Annotated in this window: 16 protein-coding genes; 10 read left to right on the forward strand and 6 right to left on the reverse strand. The window is 75.1% G+C overall.

The features are described from left to right. Positions 1 to 239: 239 nt before the first annotated feature. The gene (locus ATJ88_RS19065; protein WP_098464779.1) at positions 240 to 1,205 is read right to left on the reverse strand and encodes a cold-shock protein; all 966 of its coding nucleotides are present in this window, start codon (positions 1,203 to 1,205) and stop codon (positions 240 to 242) included. Positions 1,206 to 1,311: 106 nt separating this feature from the next. Continuing rightward, positions 1,312 to 1,536: a hypothetical protein gene (locus ATJ88_RS16550; RefSeq protein WP_098464780.1), complete on the reverse strand. Its 225-nt coding sequence runs from the start codon at positions 1,534 to 1,536 to the stop codon at positions 1,312 to 1,314. Between the two features lie 143 nt (positions 1,537 to 1,679). Here ATJ88_RS16550 and ATJ88_RS16555 point away from each other — a divergent pair, with 143 nt between their 5' ends. The 5 genes from ATJ88_RS16555 to ATJ88_RS16575 all read left to right on the forward strand — a co-directional run bounded on the left by ATJ88_RS16555 (position 1,680) and on the right by ATJ88_RS16575 (position 5,557). After that, positions 1,680 to 1,979, forward strand: coding sequence for a hypothetical protein (locus ATJ88_RS16555; RefSeq protein ID WP_098464781.1), 300 nt, complete (start codon positions 1,680 to 1,682; stop codon positions 1,977 to 1,979). Between the two features lie 10 nt (positions 1,980 to 1,989). Then, complete coding sequence (locus tag ATJ88_RS16560) at positions 1,990 to 3,402, forward strand: AAA family ATPase (protein WP_098464782.1); 1,413 nt, start codon at positions 1,990 to 1,992, stop codon at positions 3,400 to 3,402. 72 nt (positions 3,403 to 3,474) lie between these two features. After that, on the forward strand, positions 3,475 to 4,134 hold the full coding sequence (locus tag ATJ88_RS16565) for a hypothetical protein (protein WP_098464783.1): 660 nt from the start codon (positions 3,475 to 3,477) through the stop codon (positions 4,132 to 4,134). Further along, positions 4,131 to 4,760: a hypothetical protein gene (locus ATJ88_RS16570; protein ID WP_098464784.1), complete on the forward strand. Its 630-nt coding sequence runs from the start codon at positions 4,131 to 4,133 to the stop codon at positions 4,758 to 4,760. Before ATJ88_RS16565 ends, ATJ88_RS16570 begins: the two co-directional genes overlap by 4 nt. Beyond that, positions 4,757 to 5,557 carry a hypothetical protein gene (locus tag ATJ88_RS16575; protein WP_098464785.1) on the forward strand — a complete coding sequence of 267 codons (801 nt, stop codon included), beginning with the start codon at positions 4,757 to 4,759 and terminating at the stop codon, positions 5,555 to 5,557. The genes ATJ88_RS16570 and ATJ88_RS16575 overlap by 4 nt, the downstream gene beginning before the upstream one ends. A gap of 22 nt (positions 5,558 to 5,579) precedes the next feature. Here the strand turns inward: ATJ88_RS16575 and ATJ88_RS16580 are convergent, their stop codons facing one another. Further along, complete coding sequence (locus ATJ88_RS16580) at positions 5,580 to 5,831, reverse strand: hypothetical protein (protein WP_098464786.1); 252 nt, start codon at positions 5,829 to 5,831, stop codon at positions 5,580 to 5,582. Positions 5,832 to 5,984: 153 nt separating this feature from the next. Here ATJ88_RS16580 and ATJ88_RS16585 point away from each other — a divergent pair, with 153 nt between their 5' ends. The 4 genes from ATJ88_RS16585 (at position 5,985) to ATJ88_RS16600 (ending at position 12,132) form a co-directional block, all read left to right on the forward strand. After that, complete coding sequence (locus ATJ88_RS16585) at positions 5,985 to 9,752, forward strand: S8 family serine peptidase (RefSeq protein ID WP_098464787.1); 3,768 nt, start codon at positions 5,985 to 5,987, stop codon at positions 9,750 to 9,752. Between the two features lie 132 nt (positions 9,753 to 9,884). Continuing rightward, entirely contained in the window at positions 9,885 to 10,964 is a 1,080-nt protein-coding gene (locus ATJ88_RS16590; RefSeq protein WP_098464788.1) for an AI-2E family transporter, read from the forward strand. A 30-nt stretch (positions 10,965 to 10,994) separates the two neighbouring features. Beyond that, positions 10,995 to 11,570, forward strand: coding sequence for a 1-acyl-sn-glycerol-3-phosphate acyltransferase (locus ATJ88_RS16595; protein ID WP_245852510.1), 576 nt, complete (start codon positions 10,995 to 10,997; stop codon positions 11,568 to 11,570). After that, positions 11,563 to 12,132 (forward strand): GNAT family N-acetyltransferase, encoded by a 570-nt coding sequence (locus ATJ88_RS16600; RefSeq protein WP_098464789.1) that lies wholly within the window; start codon positions 11,563 to 11,565, stop codon positions 12,130 to 12,132. Before ATJ88_RS16595 ends, ATJ88_RS16600 begins: the two co-directional genes overlap by 8 nt. Before the next feature lie 7 nt (positions 12,133 to 12,139). Here ATJ88_RS16600 and ATJ88_RS16605 read toward each other — a convergent pair whose 3' ends face one another. Further along, complete coding sequence (locus ATJ88_RS16605) at positions 12,140 to 13,057, reverse strand: universal stress protein (protein ID WP_098464790.1); 918 nt, start codon at positions 13,055 to 13,057, stop codon at positions 12,140 to 12,142. Positions 13,058 to 13,186: 129 nt separating this feature from the next. Between ATJ88_RS16605 and ATJ88_RS16610 the strand changes: the two genes are divergently transcribed. Continuing rightward, a complete protein-coding gene (locus tag ATJ88_RS16610; protein WP_098464791.1) occupies positions 13,187 to 14,794 on the forward strand; it encodes a GAF domain-containing sensor histidine kinase in 1,608 nt (535 codons plus the stop codon). 24 nt (positions 14,795 to 14,818) lie between these two features. Here the strand turns inward: ATJ88_RS16610 and ATJ88_RS16615 are convergent, their stop codons facing one another. Beyond that, positions 14,819 to 15,466, reverse strand: coding sequence for a response regulator (locus ATJ88_RS16615; protein ID WP_098464792.1), 648 nt, complete (start codon positions 15,464 to 15,466; stop codon positions 14,819 to 14,821). 9 nt (positions 15,467 to 15,475) lie between these two features. Further along, the gene (locus ATJ88_RS16620) at positions 15,476 to 17,686 is read right to left on the reverse strand and encodes a gluzincin family metallopeptidase (RefSeq protein WP_098464793.1); all 2,211 of its coding nucleotides are present in this window, start codon (positions 17,684 to 17,686) and stop codon (positions 15,476 to 15,478) included. Between the last annotated feature and the right edge of the window lie 75 nt (positions 17,687 to 17,761).

The raw sequence follows: 17,761 nt of genomic DNA on the forward strand, positions 1-17,761 counted from the left end.
CTGCACTCAACCTAGGACGGCTCGCCCGACGTGTCCAGCCGACCGGGTCCGAAGTTGAGTCTGCATGGCTCAACCTTGACGGAACCTCCACTATTCCCGCAGCCGTCGACCGCCCTTCGCCGCCCCCGCTCCTCGGACACGGAGACCCGGGACGCCCCCGTTGCCCCGGCGCCGGGGACGACGAAGGGGCTCCGCCGTGCGGCGGAGCCCCTTCTCAGCAGTCGCCGGGCGCGTCGCGCTCAGAGCAGCTCGACGTCGTCCGCCTGCGGCCCGCGGTCGCTCTGGCGGACCTTGAAGCGGACGCGCTCGCCCTCCTCCAGGAACTCCTCGCCCCGCAGGACGGAGACGTGCACGAACAGGTCGTCGCCACCCGAGTCCGGGCGGATGAAGCCGAAGCCGCGGTCGGCGTCGTAGCGCGCGACCGTGCCCTCGCCACCGCGCGCCGGCGCGCCGGAGCCGCCGGGACGGCCGCCCCGACCACGGTCGGCGCCACCGCGGCCACGGTCGCCGCCACGGTCACCGCCACGCGCACCGCCGCGCGGGCGCCCGCCCACCACCTGGACGTCGCGGGCGTTCGGCCCCTTGTCGCCGGCGAAGACCTCGAAGGCCACGCGGTCGCCCTCGACGAGCCCGGTCAGCCCGCGGCCCAGCGCCTTGGCGTGGACGAACACGTCCTCGCCGCCCGCGTCGGGCGTGATGAACCCGAAGCCCTTGCCCTCGTCGTACCAGGTCACCGTGCCGTCCGCGCCGTCGGAAGCCGACGCGGCGGCCGCGGCCCCGAGCGGCAGCAGGTTGTCCGCCTGGGGACCCTTCTCGCCGTCGACCACGAGGAACGCCACGCGCTGGCCCTCGGCGATCACCCCGCCGGTGACGATGGCCGAGCTGTGCACGAAGATCTCGCCCCGACCGTCGTCGGGCGTGACGAAGCCGTACCCCTTGGCGGGCTCGTACCAGTTGACGGTGCCGAGCACGCCGAGCGCCGCGTCGTCGGCGACGTCGCCCGTGACACGGACGTGACGCGCCTGCGGGCCGCGGTCACCCTCGCCCACCTCGAACTCGACGGCCTGCCCCTCCCGGAGCTGCTTCGGGCCGTCGTCGCCGACGATCTCGGACGCGTGGACGAACAGGTCCTCGGCGTCGTTGCCGAGGTCGATGAAACCGAACCCTCGGTCGGTGTCGAACCATCGGACAGTTCCCTGGGGCACGGCGGACTCCTCGTCGTTGCTGACAGTGCTGACCTCCAGTGTCCCCCCGGAACGAGTCACAGGCGGGCCAGGTGCGGGCCGCAGGGCTGTTGCGTGGGACACCCCGTCAGACGCACGTCCAGCAGTAGAGCCGGTCGTCGGCGTCGGCGGCACGGCGCGCGAGCGCCGCGAGATCGACGACGAACGGGAGCAGGTCCTCCCCCGTCGCCCCGTACAGCTCCTCCGCGGTCGCCCACCGTTCGGCCACCGGTCCTGCGTCCTCCTGCCGGAGGGAGGCCAGCACGTCCCGCGTCGTCACGGCGAGCTCGACGGCCCACGGCCCCTCGGACACGCTCCGAGGTCGTCCCGTCCACGGCCCCGTCAGCGGCTGACCAGCCCGTCCGCCCGGGTCGATGGGGAGAACTCCCCATCGACCGGACGCTCGCCGGAGGCTACGGTTCTGCCGACCAGGGTGACGAGCACGGGGGGCGGAGCATGGCCGGGTACGACCTGTCCATCGACATGGCAACGCTGACGACGCTGGCCGACGACCTGTCCGCCATCGTGCGCGAGCTGGAGAACTCCGAGTCACGGGCCGGCTCGGCGGCGGAGGCGACGGGCCACGACGAGCTGGCGGACCGCCTGCACGACTTCTCGGACAAGTGGCGGATCAAGCGCGAGGACATGCTGTCCGACGTGCAGAAGCTCAGCGGGATCATGACGCAGATCGTCGACACGTTCACGCAGGTCGACGCCGACCTCGCGCGGGCGCTCGAGGACGCGGCGGAGAAGTAGGAGGCCGGCGATGGCGGACACGCAGTGGGAAGAGCTCGACGGGTCGGCGACCCTCGTGCGGTCGAAGGCGGACCGGTACACGGCGATCGCGGACGCGATCCAGCGGTCGACGAAGGCCCTGGACAGCATCGTCACCGAGATCAGCACGAAGTCGCTGGCGATGGACGAGACCCGCAATCTCGCGGAGACGGTGCGGGAGAGCATCGACAAGGCGCAGCTGCGCTACCACGAGGCGGGCGACGCCCTGTCGACGTACGCGGACGGGCTGGAGGCCGCGAAGGACCGGGCGAACCCGGCGGCGCGCGAGCTGCGGCGCCTGCGCGACGAGCTGAGCACGGCGCGCACCCGGGCGTGGGCGGCGCAGACCGACGTGGACTCGCTGCCGGCGACCGCCACCCCCGAGGAGCGGGCGGAGGCGACCGGCGCGTCGACCCGCGCCGGGAACCACGTCGGCGACCTGGAGGCGCAGGTCACGCACCAGGAGAACGAGTGGACGGCCGGGCACCAGGCCAAGGACTCCGCGGCGCGGAAGGCCGCGTCGCAGATCGAGGAGGTCGTCACCGGCAAGCTCGCGCACGGGCTGAAGGACGGCTTCTGGGACAAGGCCGGCGAGGTCTGGGACGGCGTCTACAAGATCGTCAAGATCGTCTGCGACGTCGCGGGCATCCTCGCGATCTTCCTGTCGTGGGTGCCGATCCTCGGGCAGGTGCTGCTGGTGCTGGCCGCGGTGGGCGCGATCCTGGCGGTGGTGAACGCGGTCTTCAACGCGGCGCGGGGCAAGGGTTCGTGGTGGGGCGTCGTCGGCGCCGCGGCGCTGGCCGTGCTGTCGCTGTTCGGCGGCAAGGCGATCAGCGCGATCGCCAAGTACTCCAAGGCGCGGATCGTCGTGCAGTCGGCGGGGCGGATGTCGCCGCGGGTCGCGAAGGCGACGTTCGGCACGACGACGCTGAAGAGCACGCGCAAGGTGTTCGCGATGACGACGGGTCAGCGTGTCACGGGCGTCCTGAAGTCGCCGTTCGTCCGCTCGGCGGGCGACAAGGCGGTGGCCGGGATGATCAAGAACGGCGCGTACTCCCAGGCCGCGAGGAAGCTGTTCCCCAACCCGTTCTCGGGCGCCGGGATGCGGGCGCTGTTCCGCAACGACGACGTCGCGGACATGCTCAGCACGATGGCGATCGCGGGGACCCGGGTCGACAACGTGGCCTCGACGACGGCGTCCGTCGCCGCGGTCGGCGCGATCGGCATCACGACGTTCAACGGGGTGCGCAACACGATCTCGGCGGCGAGCGAGCTGGGCTACGGCGACCCGGGCCACGCGCTCGGTCCTGGTGTGTCGCTCGGGTCGAGCCCGCTGGGCGGCCCGTACGGCAACCTGGTGGGCGGCGCGATCAAGCTCGCGGGCGACGCGATCCCGCCGAACTGATCCCGACGAACCGTTGCCCGTACGATGGCCGGACGCCCGGCGACGGGCGGCCGGACCCGAGGAGAGGACCCCGTGACACGCAGGCTGGTCGGCTACGAGCTGACGCTCGGTGAAGGCTGGACGGTCGTACCGGAGGCCCCGTTCGACGTGGCGGCGTGGGCGGCGCAGGTGGCCCGCCACCTCGTCGGCCCCGACGCGCCCTCCCCCACGACCGTGCCCTCGTTGTCGCCCGACGCCGCGCAGGCGTTCACGTCGGACCCCGTCGCCGACCTGACGGCGGCCGTCGTCGCGGTGGTGGAGGCCGCGTCGGGCACGGGCGTCGACGCCCTGACGACGGCCTTCCTCGTCCGTGACCCGTCCTCGGGCACGGTGGACGCCATGGTGACGCTGGTGGCGCAGGCCGACCTGACGCCCGAGGCGTTCCTCGCGGACCTGGAGCGGCTGGTCGCGGAGGCGGACGACCCGCCGTACCTGTTCGCGCAGCAGGTCGAGGCCGACCTCCCCGCGGGGGACGGCCGCGGCGCGCACCTCATGATCGGGCACGTGGACGCCGACCTCGGCCAGGAGGTCGCGCACCTGGAGGAGCGGGTGGTGCTCGGCGTGTTCCCGCCGGGCTGCCCGGACATGATCGAGCTGACCGCGGTGTCGGCCGGCGTGGGCGTGTTCGACGACATGCCGCAGGCCGTGCTGGACCTCGCCGCGGGCCTGACGGTGGAGCTGGGGCAGGCATGACGCGCGAGGTCGGTTTCCACGAGGGTCGCCTGCGGATCGTCCTGCCGGGGACCTGGGGCAACGTGCCCCTGGCGGACCCCGCGGAGTCCGCGACGTACGTGCGCCGCCTGGTGCGGCGTCAGGTCGGCCCGGCGGACCGGCTCGCCCGGGCCCGTCGCGAGGCCACGCAGGAGATCCTGGAGAACGTCGCCGCGGCGCGCGCCGTCGGCGTGCACACCTACCTGACGTCGCTGGAGCTGCTGCCGGGCGTGCCGTTCCCCGCGGCGCTGCTCGCGATCGACGAGGAGTGGCCGGCCGCGGCGGCCGAGCTGCTCACCGCCGGGGACGTCGCGGGCGCCCTGCGCGCCGCGTTCCCCGACGGCGAGGTGGCCGAGCAGCGCAGCGGCCCCGTCGCCCGCGTCGTCGAGATGACGCGCGGTGCGACGCCCGACGGCGACGAGGTCCTCACGATGCGCCTGGAGTACCACGTGCCGTACCCGGACCGCTCGCGGCTGCTCCTGGCCCGCGTCAACGTGCCGGGCATCCCGTCGGCCGAGCCGTTCGCGACGCTGTTCGACGAGATCCTGGACTCCCTGACGTTCATGGAGCAGGTGCCCGCCGAGGCCGCGGCGACCGCCTCGTCATGACGGACGGCCCGCACGTCGCCCCCCACGCGCAGGACGCACCGCTGCCGGTGGCGCGGCGCGTGCTGCGCCCGCTCGGCTACCTGCTCGTCGGGCTGGTGTGGACGGCGCTGGCGCTGGTCGTGCTGGCGCTGGGGCCGGGGATCCTGCTCTGGGCTGCGCTCGACGGCGGCCTGGAGCTCGCCCCGCTGCTGGCGGGCCCGGCGTCCGACCCGGGCGAGGCCGTCGCCCTGCTCCTGGCCGTGCCCCTGCTGGTCGTGCTCTGGGGGGCAGGCGTGCTGGGCGTCCTCCCGGCGGCCACGTGGCCGCTCGCCGCCCTGTCGTTCGTGTACGTCGCCCGCTCGTTCGACCCGCGCCGCGCGCACGAGCCCCTGTCGGCGACGCGACGTGTCGGGCCGGGTGCCGCGACCGGCGTGCCGACCGCCTTCTCGGTGGCGCTGTCGTTGCAGCCCGTCCACGGCACCCGCACCACGGACCTGCTCATGCGCTGGTACGTCACGGGCTGGCAGCCCGAGGTCCGGCAGGTCGTGGCCATGCTGCCCGCCGGCGCCGCCTGGCTGCTGGCGTTCGCCGGGATCGCGCAGGACGTCCCCGTCGCGGCCCGCGTCGCGCTGCTGGTCGCCGCCGCGGCCCTGGCCGCGTGGAGCGCCGTTCTCGCCCGCCGCGCGTGGCGACGCCGCTTCCACGACGCCCCTGTGCTCGGCGACGTGCCGGTGTCCGCCCTCGACCCGGCGCAGCGACGGGCCCGGCTCGCCGCGGCCCGGGCCCGGCGCGGCACGCGCACCCGTCCCGGTCGCTGAACCCTCGCCGGGGGTCGTCCCGTCAGGCGCCGCCCGGCTCGTCGCCGTCGTTGCGGAGCGCCGCGATGCGCCGCGCGGTCACGACCGCGCCGACGACGAACACGGCGACGATGACGACGACCAGCACCGGCACGCCCAGGACGTCGCCCAGGAGGTCGAACCCGGCGAACGCGCCGACGAACGCGAGCGCGACGGCGATCGCGCCGCCCAGCATCACCGGGTTCTCCAGCTTCTGCGCGCGGGAGTCGTCGGGACGGCGTCGGTCGGCGGCCATGGGGGCACTCCAGGTGATCGGCGGCGGTCGGCGACTCGCACGCTAGCACCCGGCCCGGTGGCGACTGTGCGACATGACGCGTTCCCGCCAGCCCTGACCCCTCCCCAGGGGCCCGTCGTTCGGCGACAGTGGGCGCACCGAAGGGAGTTCTCCATGTTCCAGCACGCCCGCGTGCGCCGGACGGCGGCCACCGTCGCCGCGTCCGCCCTGCTCGCGACCTCGGCGGCGACAGCCGTCGCAGGGTCCGCCACCGCCGACGACCAGCCACCGACCGACCCGACGACCACCGTCGAGGCCACCTCCTCCTGGGCCACGTTCACCCTCGTCACGGGTGACGTCGTCGAGGCCCGCATCGACGACGACGGGAACGTCGCCGAGGCCCGCCTCGTCACGGACGGCGTGGAAGCCGTCTCCTCCAGCTGGGTCTCCGACGGCCACACCTACGTGGTGCCGCCCGCCGCGCAGCCCCTCGTCGACTCCGGCGAGCTCGACCTGCGCCTGTTCGACGTCACCCGCCTGTGGGAGGACGGCTACGACGACGCCTCCACCGACACCCTGCCCGTCATCGTCGAGTACGCGGACGGGGCGCAGGCGCGCTCCCAGGCCCGCGGGACGGTGACGACGGTCGAGCTGGACGAGATCGACGCCGCCGCCGTGTCGGTCGACAAGGACCGCGCCGCGGCCGCCTGGACCGCGCTGGAGCCGGGCTCCGCGGCCCGGTCGAGCGCGGGCGTGGAGCGGATCTGGCTGGACGCCAAGGTGCACGGCACGTCCGTGGTCGACGGCCTGTCGCCGACCGTCCCCCTGACCGGCGCGGGCGTCGCCCACGAGCTCGGGTTCGACGGGACCGGCGTCACCGTGGCCGTGCTCGACACGGGCTACGACCCCGCCCACGTCGACCTGGCGGGCCAGGTCGAGGCGTCGCGGTCGTTCGTCACGTACGGCGGCACGACCGTCCAGGACGCGAACGGGCACGGCACGCACGTCGCCGGGTCCGTCGCGGGCACGGGCGCCGCGTCGGACGGCACGTACGCGGGTGTCGCCCCGGGCGCCGACCTGCTGGTCGGCAAGGTCCTCGGCGACGACGGCTCGGGCCAGACCTCGTGGATCCTCGCGGGCATGCAGTGGGCCGTGGACTCCGGCGCGGACGTGGTGTCGATGTCGCTGGGCAACTCGGGCGCGACCTCGTGCACCGGCCCCGACGTCTCGCTCGTGCAGGCCCTGTCGGACGAGGCGCTGTTCGTCATCGCCGCCGGCAACGACGGCCTGCACAGCACGGTCGCGACCCCGGGCTGCGCCCCCGCCGCGCTGACCGTCGGCGCGGTCGACCGCGACGACGCCACGGCGTACTTCTCCAGCCGCGGCCCGTCGGTCGGCGGCAACGCCGCGAAGCCGGACATCGCCTCCCAGGGCGTCGACGTCGTCTCCGCCCGCACGGGCGGCGGCACCGACCTGCCGTACGTCGCGTACTCGGGCACCTCGATGGCGACGCCGCACGTCGCCGGTGGCGCCGCGCTCGTCCTGCAGGCGCACCCGGACTGGACGCCCGCGCAGGTCAAGGCCGCGCTGACGTCGTCCGTCAAGGACACCGACGCCCCGCCGCTGGAGCAGGGCGCCGGTCCGATGGACGTCGGCCGGGCCGTCGGGCAGACCGTCACCGGCACGCCGGGCGTCGAGCTCGCGTCGTTCCCGTACCCGCAGACCGGGTCCGCGCCGGTCACCCGCACGGTGACCCTCACCAACACCTCGGCCGCCGACGTCACCCTGGACCTCGCGCTCGAGGCGTACGGCCAGGACGGCACCGCGGTGCCGCGGCGGCTGCTCACCCTCGGGGCGGCGAAGGGTCGTGTCGTCGTGCCCGCCGGCGGCACCGCCGACGTGCCCGTCGTCGTCGACCCGACGGCTCCGCTGAAGGCCGACGACCACGGCACCGTCACCGGTCGCCTCGTCGGCACCGGGTCGGGCGTGCGCGTCACCGTGCCGTTCTCCGTCCTGGTGAAGGGCCCGACGGCGCCCGTCACCTTCACGGCGGCGGACCGCTTCGGCCAGGTGCCGGACGCCAACTCGTCGTTCCAGATCATCGACGTCGAGCGGGGTACCGCCTACCGCTACGGCGCGGGCTACGGCCCGCTGACGTTCACCCTGCCGCACGGCACGTACGAGGTCGCGGGCGTCCTGCTCACCCGTGACGAGCCCGGCAACAACGGCCAGGTCGCCTCCGTCTCGCTGGTCCGCCAGCGGGTGAAGGTGGACGGCGCGACCACGGTGGCGCTCGACGCCCGCGAGGCCGAGGAGCTGTCGTGGAAGGCCGACCGGCCGACCGAGGCCCAGGGCTACTCCATCGGCTACACGTACGCGCTCGGTGAGCGCGGGACGCGCCGCACCGGCGTCCTGACCACGGTCCCGTCGTACGTCAAGCACCTCTACACGACGCCCGGCCAGGTCGGTGACCGGTACACGTTCGAGGCCACCGCTCGCCTCACCGCTCCCGGCGTCGTCATGACGACCGGCACCGGACGCACCGTCGACGACCTCCCCCTGGCGTTCGCGCCGGCGTTCGACGGCACCGGGTCCGCCCCCGTCGTCCACGCCGGTCCGGGCACCGCGGCGAACCTCGCCGCCGCCGACGTCGAGGGCAAGGTCGTCCTGGTCGACGCCGCCACCGCCGTGCAGGGCGGCAACGCCGTGCAGTGGGACCGGGCCCTCGCGGGCCGCGGTGCCGTGGGCATCCTCGCGTACTCCTCGACGAACGTGGGCCGCATCCAGCTCTCGGGCCTCGGGGTGACGCTGCCGATCGCGTCGATCACCCGCGCCGACGCGACCGACCTCATCGACGCGGGCGACGCCGCGACCCTCGCGTGGGCCGGCACGTCCGTCGCGTCGAGCCCGGTCGCCTACAACGTGGCCACCGTCCTCGACGGCCGCGTCCCGACCGGCACCCAGCGGGTCAAGGACAAGGATCTGGCGACCGTGCCGACCACGTTCTACGCGCAGGGCGACACGAACCGCGTCTGGTACACGGATGTCGCGCTGAGCATGCCGGGGATCTCCTCGAGCGTGTACGCGGGCGGCTCGATGCTGCCCGTGGACGCGCCGCAGGAGCGCACCGTCTACTACACGGCCTCCCCGCAGGTGCGGTGGACGACGGTCTCCCGCATGACGAACAACATCGCCAGCGCGGCGTCGTTCGACGGCCCCCGCACGTACACCGCGGGCAGCACCGAGCCGACGTCGTGGTTCAAGACGCCGCTGGGCGCGTCGAGCAACACGTACGACGCCGCCCTCGCGTCGCGGTACCTGAACACGATGAGCCTGACGATGCCCACCTGGGGCGACGCGGCGGGCCACGACTCCACCGGCCTGTACCTCGCCGACTCGCTCGCGCGGGGCGTGTGGGTCGACGGCGCGGTCGTCTACCCGGTCTCCGGTGGCTACGCGCTCCCGTCGGGCGACGCCGAGGTGCACCTGCGCCAGGTGTTCACGCGCCGCTACCAGCCGGCGTACCCGTTCGGCCTGGCCTACACCACCGACTGGACGTTCCGCAGCGACCGGTCCCACCAGGGCGCCCTGCCGCTGCTCGTCCCGTCGCTCGACGTCGACATGAACCTGCTCAACCAGGTCGCCGCCGGCACGGACGCGCACGTCACGCTGTCCGCGACGTCGGACGCCACGCGGGAGCGGGTCGACCTCGACGGGGTCACCCTCCAGTACGCGGTCGGGACCCAGCAGACCGTCACCTCGGTGACGAGCTGGACCGACGTCCCGGTCGAGCAGGCCGCCGACGGCACGTGGACGGCCACCGTCCCGACCGACGCCCCGGCGGGCAGCTTCGTGCACCTGCGCACGTCGATGACCGACGTCGACGGGTCGAAGGTCGAGCAGGCCATGGTCCGCGCCTACCAGGTGGGCGCCGCCTCGTAGCCGGCACCGTCGTCCGACGACGCGGGGGTGCGGTCCGTCCGGGCCGCACCCCCGCGTCGTGCGTGCAGGTGTGTCGCGGGCCGGGCGCGTCGTGCCCGCGCCCGCCGGTGCCCGCTCGGCTAGGTTCGGCGCATGACCACCGCGGACCCGAGACGCCCGGCGATCGAGCGCTGGGGCCGCCGGGCCTGGGCGTTCGTGGGGATCGCGCTGGCCGCGGTGGTGGTCTACCTGGGCACGGCGCAGATCTCCGGGCTGGTGGTGCCGCTGGTGGTCGCGCTGGTCGTGGGGGCGCTGTTCGCACCCGCGTGCCAGTGGCTGGCGCGCTGGATGCCGCGACCTCTCGCCGCGCTGGTCGTGCTGGTCGCGCTCCTCGGGGTGGCGGTCGGGACGGTCGCGATCGCGGTGCGCGGCGTCGTGGCGCAGGCCCCGGAGATCGGGGCGCAGCTCTCCGACGGGTTCGCGGCGGCGCAGGGGTGGCTGGACGACCTGGGCGTCGACCTCGACGTGGACGTCGCCACGGACGGCCTGCCCGAGTGGGGCTCGACGCTGCTCGCGGGCGTGACCGCGCAGCTCGGCGACGTGTTCTCGGGCACCGCGGCGCTGCTCATGGGCCTGTTCGTGGGTGTGTTCCTGCTGTACTTCGTGCTGGCGGACTGGGACCAGCTCATGGGGTGGACGTCCCGTCACCTGGGGGTCGCGCCGGACGTCGGGGCGGGCATCGTCGACGACGGCACGTGGGCGATGCGCCGCTACTTCCTCGCGCTGACCGCGTCGAGCCTGGTGGTGTCCGCGATCGTCGGGGTGGCTGCGTGGGCGCTCGGGCTGCCGCTCGCCTTCCCGATCGCGGTGGTGACGATGGTGACGTCGTACGTGCCGTTCCTCGGCGCGATCGTGTCCGGCGCGTTCGCCGTGCTCATCGCCCTCGGCTCCGGCGGGATGGCGGACGCCCTGATCATGCTCGCCGTCATCCTCGTCGCGCAGAACGCGGTGCAGACCGTCATCCAGACGTTCATGACGCAGGGCGCGCTGCGGCTGCACCCCATCGTCATCCTCGGGTCGACCATCGCGGGCGCCGCGACGTTCGGCCTGCTGGGGGCCGCCCTGTCGACGCCGGTCGTGGCGATCGTCATCAAGGTGGTGGAGCGGCTGCGCGCCGTCGACCCGGCGCCGACGCCCGCCGTCGCGGGCGCCGACGACGCCGCCGATGCGTGAGAACCCGTGGCGCGGCCGTACGATCAGGCGGTGTCCTCCCCTCTGCGCCGCACCGTCGCGAGCCTGTACTGGCGGCTGAGCCGCTGGCGCCTGCGCACCACCCCGGCACCGGCCGAGGCCGGCCTCCTCATCGGCGCCCCGCACACGTCCAACTGGGACTTCGTGCTCATGCTCGCCATCGCGTGGAAGCTCGGCATCGACGTGCGCTGGCTCGGCAAGCACACCCTGTTCGCGGGTTGGCGCGGCCCGGTCATGCGGGCCTGGGGCGGGATCCCCGTCGACCGTCGCGACCCGAGCCGGGTCGTGGCGGAGGTCATCGAGCGCGTGCGCGCGGGCGAGGTGTTCCACCTCGTCGTCACGCCCGAGGGCACGCGGTCGGGCGACGGCTGGAAGTCCGGCTTCTACCGCATCGCACGCGAGGCGGACCTGCCCGTCACCCTCGGCTACGTCGACCGCACGACGATGACGACGGGCCTCGGCCCCACCCTGCGCCTCACCGGCGACGTCCGCGCCGACATGGACCGCATCCGGGAGTTCTACGCCGACAAGGCCGGGGTGCGCCCCGCGCTGCGCACCGAGCCGCGCCTGCGGTCCGAGGATGACTGAGCAGACCACCGGGGTCGCCCCGGTCGAGCTGCCCGCCGGGGTCGTGCTGCGCCTGCTCCACCCGGACGACGGTCCCGCGCTCGCCGCGGCGTACGACCGCGACCGCGACCACCTCGAACCGTGGGAGCCGCAGCGCCCCGCCGCGTTCCACGAGGCGGGATACCACACGGCCCGCATCCCCGTGCTGCTGCTGGAGCACACGGCGGGACGCGCCGTGCCGTTCGTGCTGGTGCGCGACGACGCGATCGTCGGCCGGCTCAACCTCACCGGCATCGAGCGGGGCGCCGCCCGGTCCGCGCACGTCGGCTACTGGCTGGCGTCCGACCTCACCGGCCGCGGCGTCATGACCGCCGCCGTCGAGGCCGGCGCCCTGCACGCCCGCGACGTCCTCGGCCTGCACCGCCTCCAGGCGGCGACGCTCCTGCACAACCGCGCGTCCCAGGCCGTCCTGGCCCGGACGGGGTTCGTGCGGATCGGGCTCGCCCCCCAGTACCTGCACATCGCGGGCCGGTGGCAGGACCACGTGCTGTTCCAACGGATCCTGACCACCGACCCCGCCTGAGCGGCCCTCAGGGCTGCTGGTGCACCACCACCACCGGGCACCCGGCGTCCCGTCCGACCCGGTCGGCCACCGACCGCAGGATGCGTCCCGTGATCGGCGCGTGCCGCCGCCCCCCGACGACGAGCAGGTCGCGCCGCTGCACGGTGGAGGTCAGCAGGTCCACGGGGCGACCCCGCTCCACGACCGTCGACCACGTCACCCGCGGGTACTTGTCCTGCCAGCGCACCAGCTCGTCGTGCAGCGCCGCGACGGCCTCGTCCCGGTAGCCGCGCACCCACGCGGACTCGTACGCGTGCTCGACCGCCGCCCGGTCCCGGTCCAGCGCGTGGACCACGAGCAGCGGGACCTGCGCGTGGTGCGCCTCCTCGAACGCCTGCCCGAGGACCCGGGAGAGGTGGTCGTCGAAGTCGACCGCGGCGACGACCCGCCACACGGGGCCGACCTCGTCGGCCGGGCAGCGGGACTGCGCGGCGATCGGGTCGTCCGGGACGACGACCACCGGGCCGCGCGCCTGGGCGCTGACGGCCGCGGAGACCGAGCCCAGCACGAGCCGGTCGAGCACGTTGTACCCGTGCCGGCCCACGACCACCAGGTCGCTGCTCGCCGACAGGTCGACGAGGACGCCCGCAGGGTCCCCGTGCACGACCTCGCCGGTGACGTCGGCGGCGTCGGGCACGACGCAGCCGCGCTCCCGGGCGCCGTCCATCCGGGCCAGGGCGCGCCACACGTTCGCCTGCGCGCCGCGGTGCAGCTCGTCGGCGCCGATCCCGAACGCGGCCGGTCCGGGGGCGGTCACCATCTCGTAGGCGCTCACGACGGTCAGCCAGGAGCCGCGACGCACCGTCTCCGCCGCCGCCCAGTCGAGAGCCTGGTCGCTCGCCGGTGAGCCGTCGACCCCGACGACCACCGCATGCCGTGTGTCCATGACGTCCTCCTTCGTCGTGCTTCCAGTACCGCACCGACGGCGGGCGCGCGGCAGTGCCGCTGGTCACCGGCCCGCGGCCCGAAGGTCCCGGACCGGGCATCGGGGACAGGTGCTCGCTACCGTGGACGCATGACCGACGGCGTGCTGCTCGGGGCGGTGCTGTCGATCGGTCGCGGCCTGGACCTGGCGACGACGCTGCGCCGGCTCGTGCAGGCGGCCGCGGACGTCACCGACGCGCGGTACGCGGCCCTCGGCGTGCTCGGCGACGACGGCACGATCGCGGAGTTCATCACCGTCGGCCTGGACGACGCTCAGGTCGCCCGCATCGGGCCGCCGCCGCGCGGCCGGGGGCTGCTCGGCGAGCTGGTCGCGCACCCGGTGCCGCTTCGGCTCGACGACCTCACGGCCGACCCGCGCGCGGCCGGCTTCCCACCGGGCCACCCGCCGATGCGGTCGTTCCTGGGGGTGCCGCTGCACGTCCACGGCGAGCCGTTCGGCAACCTCTACCTCACGGAGAAGCGGGGCGGGCCGTTCACCGCGGAGGACGAGCGCCTCGTCGAGGGGCTGGCCGCCGCGGCGAGCGTGGCCGTGGAGAACGCCCGGCTGTACGACGAGGCGCGGCTGCGGGAGCGGTGGGCGCACGGCGACGACGAGATCTCGCGCCGGGTCCTCGCCGGCCACGACCCGGGGGCCGTCCTCGACGTGGTCGCGGACCAGGCGCTGCGCGTCGCGGAGGCGGACGTCGCGGTGCTCGCCACGGCCGCGGACGACGCGCCCGACCACCTGCAGGTGCGGTCGGCGGTGGGTCCGGGCACCGACGGGCTCGTCGGGACGGTGGTGCCGTTGGAGGGGACGTTCGCGGCCGAGGCCTGGACCCGTGGGCGACCGGTCGTCACCGCCGACGCCGCCGCGGAGGCGCTGGGCACGCTGACCGAGCACCCGGCGGAGGTCGTCGGACCGCTCGCCGCGATGCCGCTCGGCGGGCCGGGGCGCACCTCGGGGGTGCTGCTGGTGGGTCGTCGCCGCGACACCCCGCCGTTCCCCCGCGTCGTCGTGGACGCCCTCGTCGCGTTCGCCGGGCACGCCGCCGTCGCCCTGGAGCTCGCGGAACGGCGCGACGACGCCGAACGGCTCGCCGTCCTGCGGGACCGCGACCGCATCGCCCGGGACCTGCACGACCTCGCCGTCCAGCGCCTCTACGCGACCGGGCTGTCCCTGGAGGGCGTGGGCCGGCGGCTCGCGGACCGGCCCGACGACGCCGCCCGGGTGGCCCGCGCCGTCGACGAGATCGACGAGACCATCTCCCTGGTGCGCACCACCATCCGGGGGCTGTCCCCGGCGCCCGGCGGGTCCCGCACGGTCGGGGTGCGGGCCCGGCTCCTCGCCGAGGTCGACGCCGCCGCCCGCGCCCTCGGGTTCGCGCCGTCCCTGCGGATGACGGGCACGGTCGACACGCTCGTGCCGCCCCCGGTGGCCGACCACCTCGTCGCGGTGCTGCGCGAGTCCCTGTCGAACGCCGCGCGGCACGCCCACGCCCGGCACGTCGACGTCCACCTCGCCGTCGGTGACGCCGTCGTGCTCGTCGTGGACGACGACGGCGTCGGCGTCCCGCCCGACGTCCACCGCAGCGGCCTGGCGAACCTCGCCCGTCGCGCGGCCGACCTCGGCGGCACGTTCACCGTCACCCCGCGCTCACCGGGGACGTCGCTGCGCTGGTCCGTGCCGCTGCCGCGCTGAGCCGCGCCCGACCGCCCGCCGGCCTCAGGACCGCTGCTCGAGCTTCGCCGCGAGCACCGCCGCCTGCACGCGCCGCTCCACGCCGAGCTTCGCCAGGACGTTCGACACGTAGTTCTTCACCGTCTTCTCCGCGAGGAACAGGCGCTCCCCGATCTGCCGGTTCGTCAGCCCCTGCCCCACCAGGGCGAGCACGCGCCGCTCCTGCTCGGTGAGGTCGGCCAACGGGTCGGCGTCCGGATGCTCCTGCGCCCGCAGCCGCTCCATGACGAGCCGCGCCGCCCGCGGGTCCAGCGTCGACCCGCCCGCTGCGACCGTGCGGATCGCCGCCACCAGGTCGGTGCCCCGGACCTGCTTGAGCACGTACCCCGCCGCCCCCGCGAGGATCGCGTCGAACAGCGCCTCGTCGTCGTCGAACGACGTCAGCATGAGGCACGCCACCTCGGTGCGGGACCGCAGCTCGCGGCACAGCCCCACCCCGTCGCCGTCCGGCAGCCGCACGTCCAGCACCGCCACGTCCGGCGCCAGCGCCGGGACCCGCGCCAGCGCCTCGGTGACCGAGCCCGCCTCGCCCACGACCTCGATGTCGGGCTCCGCGTCCAGCAGGTCCGCCACGCCACGACGGACCACCTCGTGGTCGTCCACGAGGACGACGCGCACGACGTCGCGGCTCATGCGTCCACGCTACGCCCCGGCGCCGGTCCGCGCGGTGCGGTCGCCCTCCTCGGTGGACCGCCCGTCGCGGTCGGCGTCGGTGTCCGTGCCGGCGCCGGGGTCGGCGGCATCGGCGCCCGGGTCGGCGCCGGGGGCGGTGGCGGCGTCGCCCGGGTCGGTGTCGGCGTTGCCCGGGCCGGCGGGTGCGTCGGTGAGGCCGGAGGCCACCTGGCCGCCCAGCGCGTCGGGTCCGGCCGGGAGGCCCGCCACCGCTGCCGCCGCGCGGCGCCGACGCCGGGCGCGCACCAGCAGCACCGGGACCAGCACCGCCCCGGCCAGGAGCAGCACTGCCACGACGACGACACCCGCGCCGATCCCCGTGGCGCGGCCGGCCTGCTCCTCGGCGACCGTCGTGCGGGCCGCGGCGAGGTCGAGGTCGCCGTCCGCGAGCGCCGCCCGTGCCCGCGCCGTCGCGTCCTCGGCGCCGAGGATCCGCTCCCCCAGCTCGGTGAACGGGTCGGACGCGGCGGCGACGTCGTCGGACACCGCGGCGACGCCGGTCAGGACGGTCGTGGCGCGGGGCAGGAGGCCCGCGACCTCGGCGTACCCGTCGGCGTCGCGGGCGCGCTCGTAGGTGCCCCGCACGGCGTCGGGGACGGCGAGCCCGACCCCGTCGGACGCGGCCTGGAGCGCCGCCGCGGACTCCGCGACGGGGGCCAGGGTCGTCATGGCCTGCGTGGCGTCGTCGAACTCCCAGTCCGTCATCGCGGACCGCACGCCCGCCGGGACGCGCCACGACCCGTCGGCCTCGTCGAGCGCCGCGTAGTCGGCGCGCGCGTCGGCCCGGGCGTCGAGCTGCTTCGCCTGCTTGCCCGTGATGACCCACCGGCGGTAGGCGGCGCTGCCGTCGACGCCGCCGCGCTCCGCGGCGAGGTCGAGGAACTGCTGCCAGCCGACGGTGCTGCGGGTGCCGATCTTGCTCCCGGGCTCCTCGTAGGCGCTCTCGCCGGCGTGCGCGGCGTCGACGACGGCGGTGTACGTCTCGTCGTCGAGGTCGCCGAGGATCGACCGTACGGCTGTGTACGCCGCGGCGTACGCGTACCCGTCGACGTCGTGGTCGCGGGCCTGCTCCGACCAGTCGATCAGCGGCAGCGCGTCCTTCGAGCGCCGCTTCGGCTCCTCGAACGGGGTGCCCCGGCCGCCGGTGGCGGCCAGCACGCGGTGCGCCGTCACCTCCGTCAGCCCCTCGTAGAGCCAGCGGCCCTCGAACCGCTCGTCGTCGAACCAGGCGTGCCCCAGCTCGTGGAAGATCGTCGCGGCGTCGAGGTCCTCCCCCACGACGATCTCGTTGCCACGGTCGTCGAACCAGGCGTAGCCCAGCACCTGCGGGGACACGTCCTCCCGCACGACGTCGACCCGGGCGGGCCAGGGGCTGCCGACGAGCCGCTCCAGCTCGGGCAGGCCGGTCTCGACCTGCTTCGCGGCGAACCGCAGCCACTTCTCGTCCCCGGGGAAGCCCTCGACGGTGAGCGTCGCGTCGCCGACCGTGATCTCGCGCGCGTCGGCGCGGTCCGGGTCGCGCACGGACACCGCGGCCCAGATGCCGTTCTCGGCGTTCTGTTCGTCCAGCGTGTAGACGGTGGGCTTGTTCCTGGGCCCGCGCTCCTCGGCGAAGTCCGCGGTGGAGTCCAGGGTCATGTCGCGCGGGACGTCCACCTCGACCGTGGTGCGGCCGTCGTCGCCCCACGACTGCACGGCGAACGTCGCGTACCCCGGGCCGACGCGCGTCCACCGCTTCGACCGGACCGGCGCGCCGTCCACCTCGTACGTCCACGTGATGGTGCGGCTGCGCCCGTACCGCAGCGGCGAGAAGGACGCCTGCACCACCTCGGTGTCGGGGTCGTCCGTGCCGCGGGTCGACGTGGACAGCCGCGCACCGCCGCTGGTCGCGGTGACGTCGTCGGCGCCCGCCGGGACGGGGATCGAGTACGCGTCCCAGTAGTAGTACGTGCTGCCGCGGTCGGGCGTCACGTTCGTGATGGTCGTGGTGACCTCGGCCGTCACCCGCCCCTTGGCGGACACCGTGTACCGGGCGTGCGACTCCTCCGTCAGGCCGTTCGCGGCGGCTGCCGGGCCCGGCGGGACGAGCACCACCCCGGCCAGCGCGATCGCGGCGACGGCGAGCGCCGAGGCGGCCCGTCGTCGCAGGTGGGAAGGTGCAGATCGGTCCGTTCGCGCCACGTGTGCCCCGTCGTCGACGGCGGCCGCCCTGACCGCCGGTGCGCCATGGTAGCGGCACCCGGGGGACGAAACGCC

Origin of the sequence: Isoptericola jiangsuensis, from assembly GCF_002563715.1 — a bacterium.
GTDB classification, from domain to species: Bacteria; Actinomycetota; Actinomycetes; order Actinomycetales; family Cellulomonadaceae; genus Isoptericola; species Isoptericola jiangsuensis.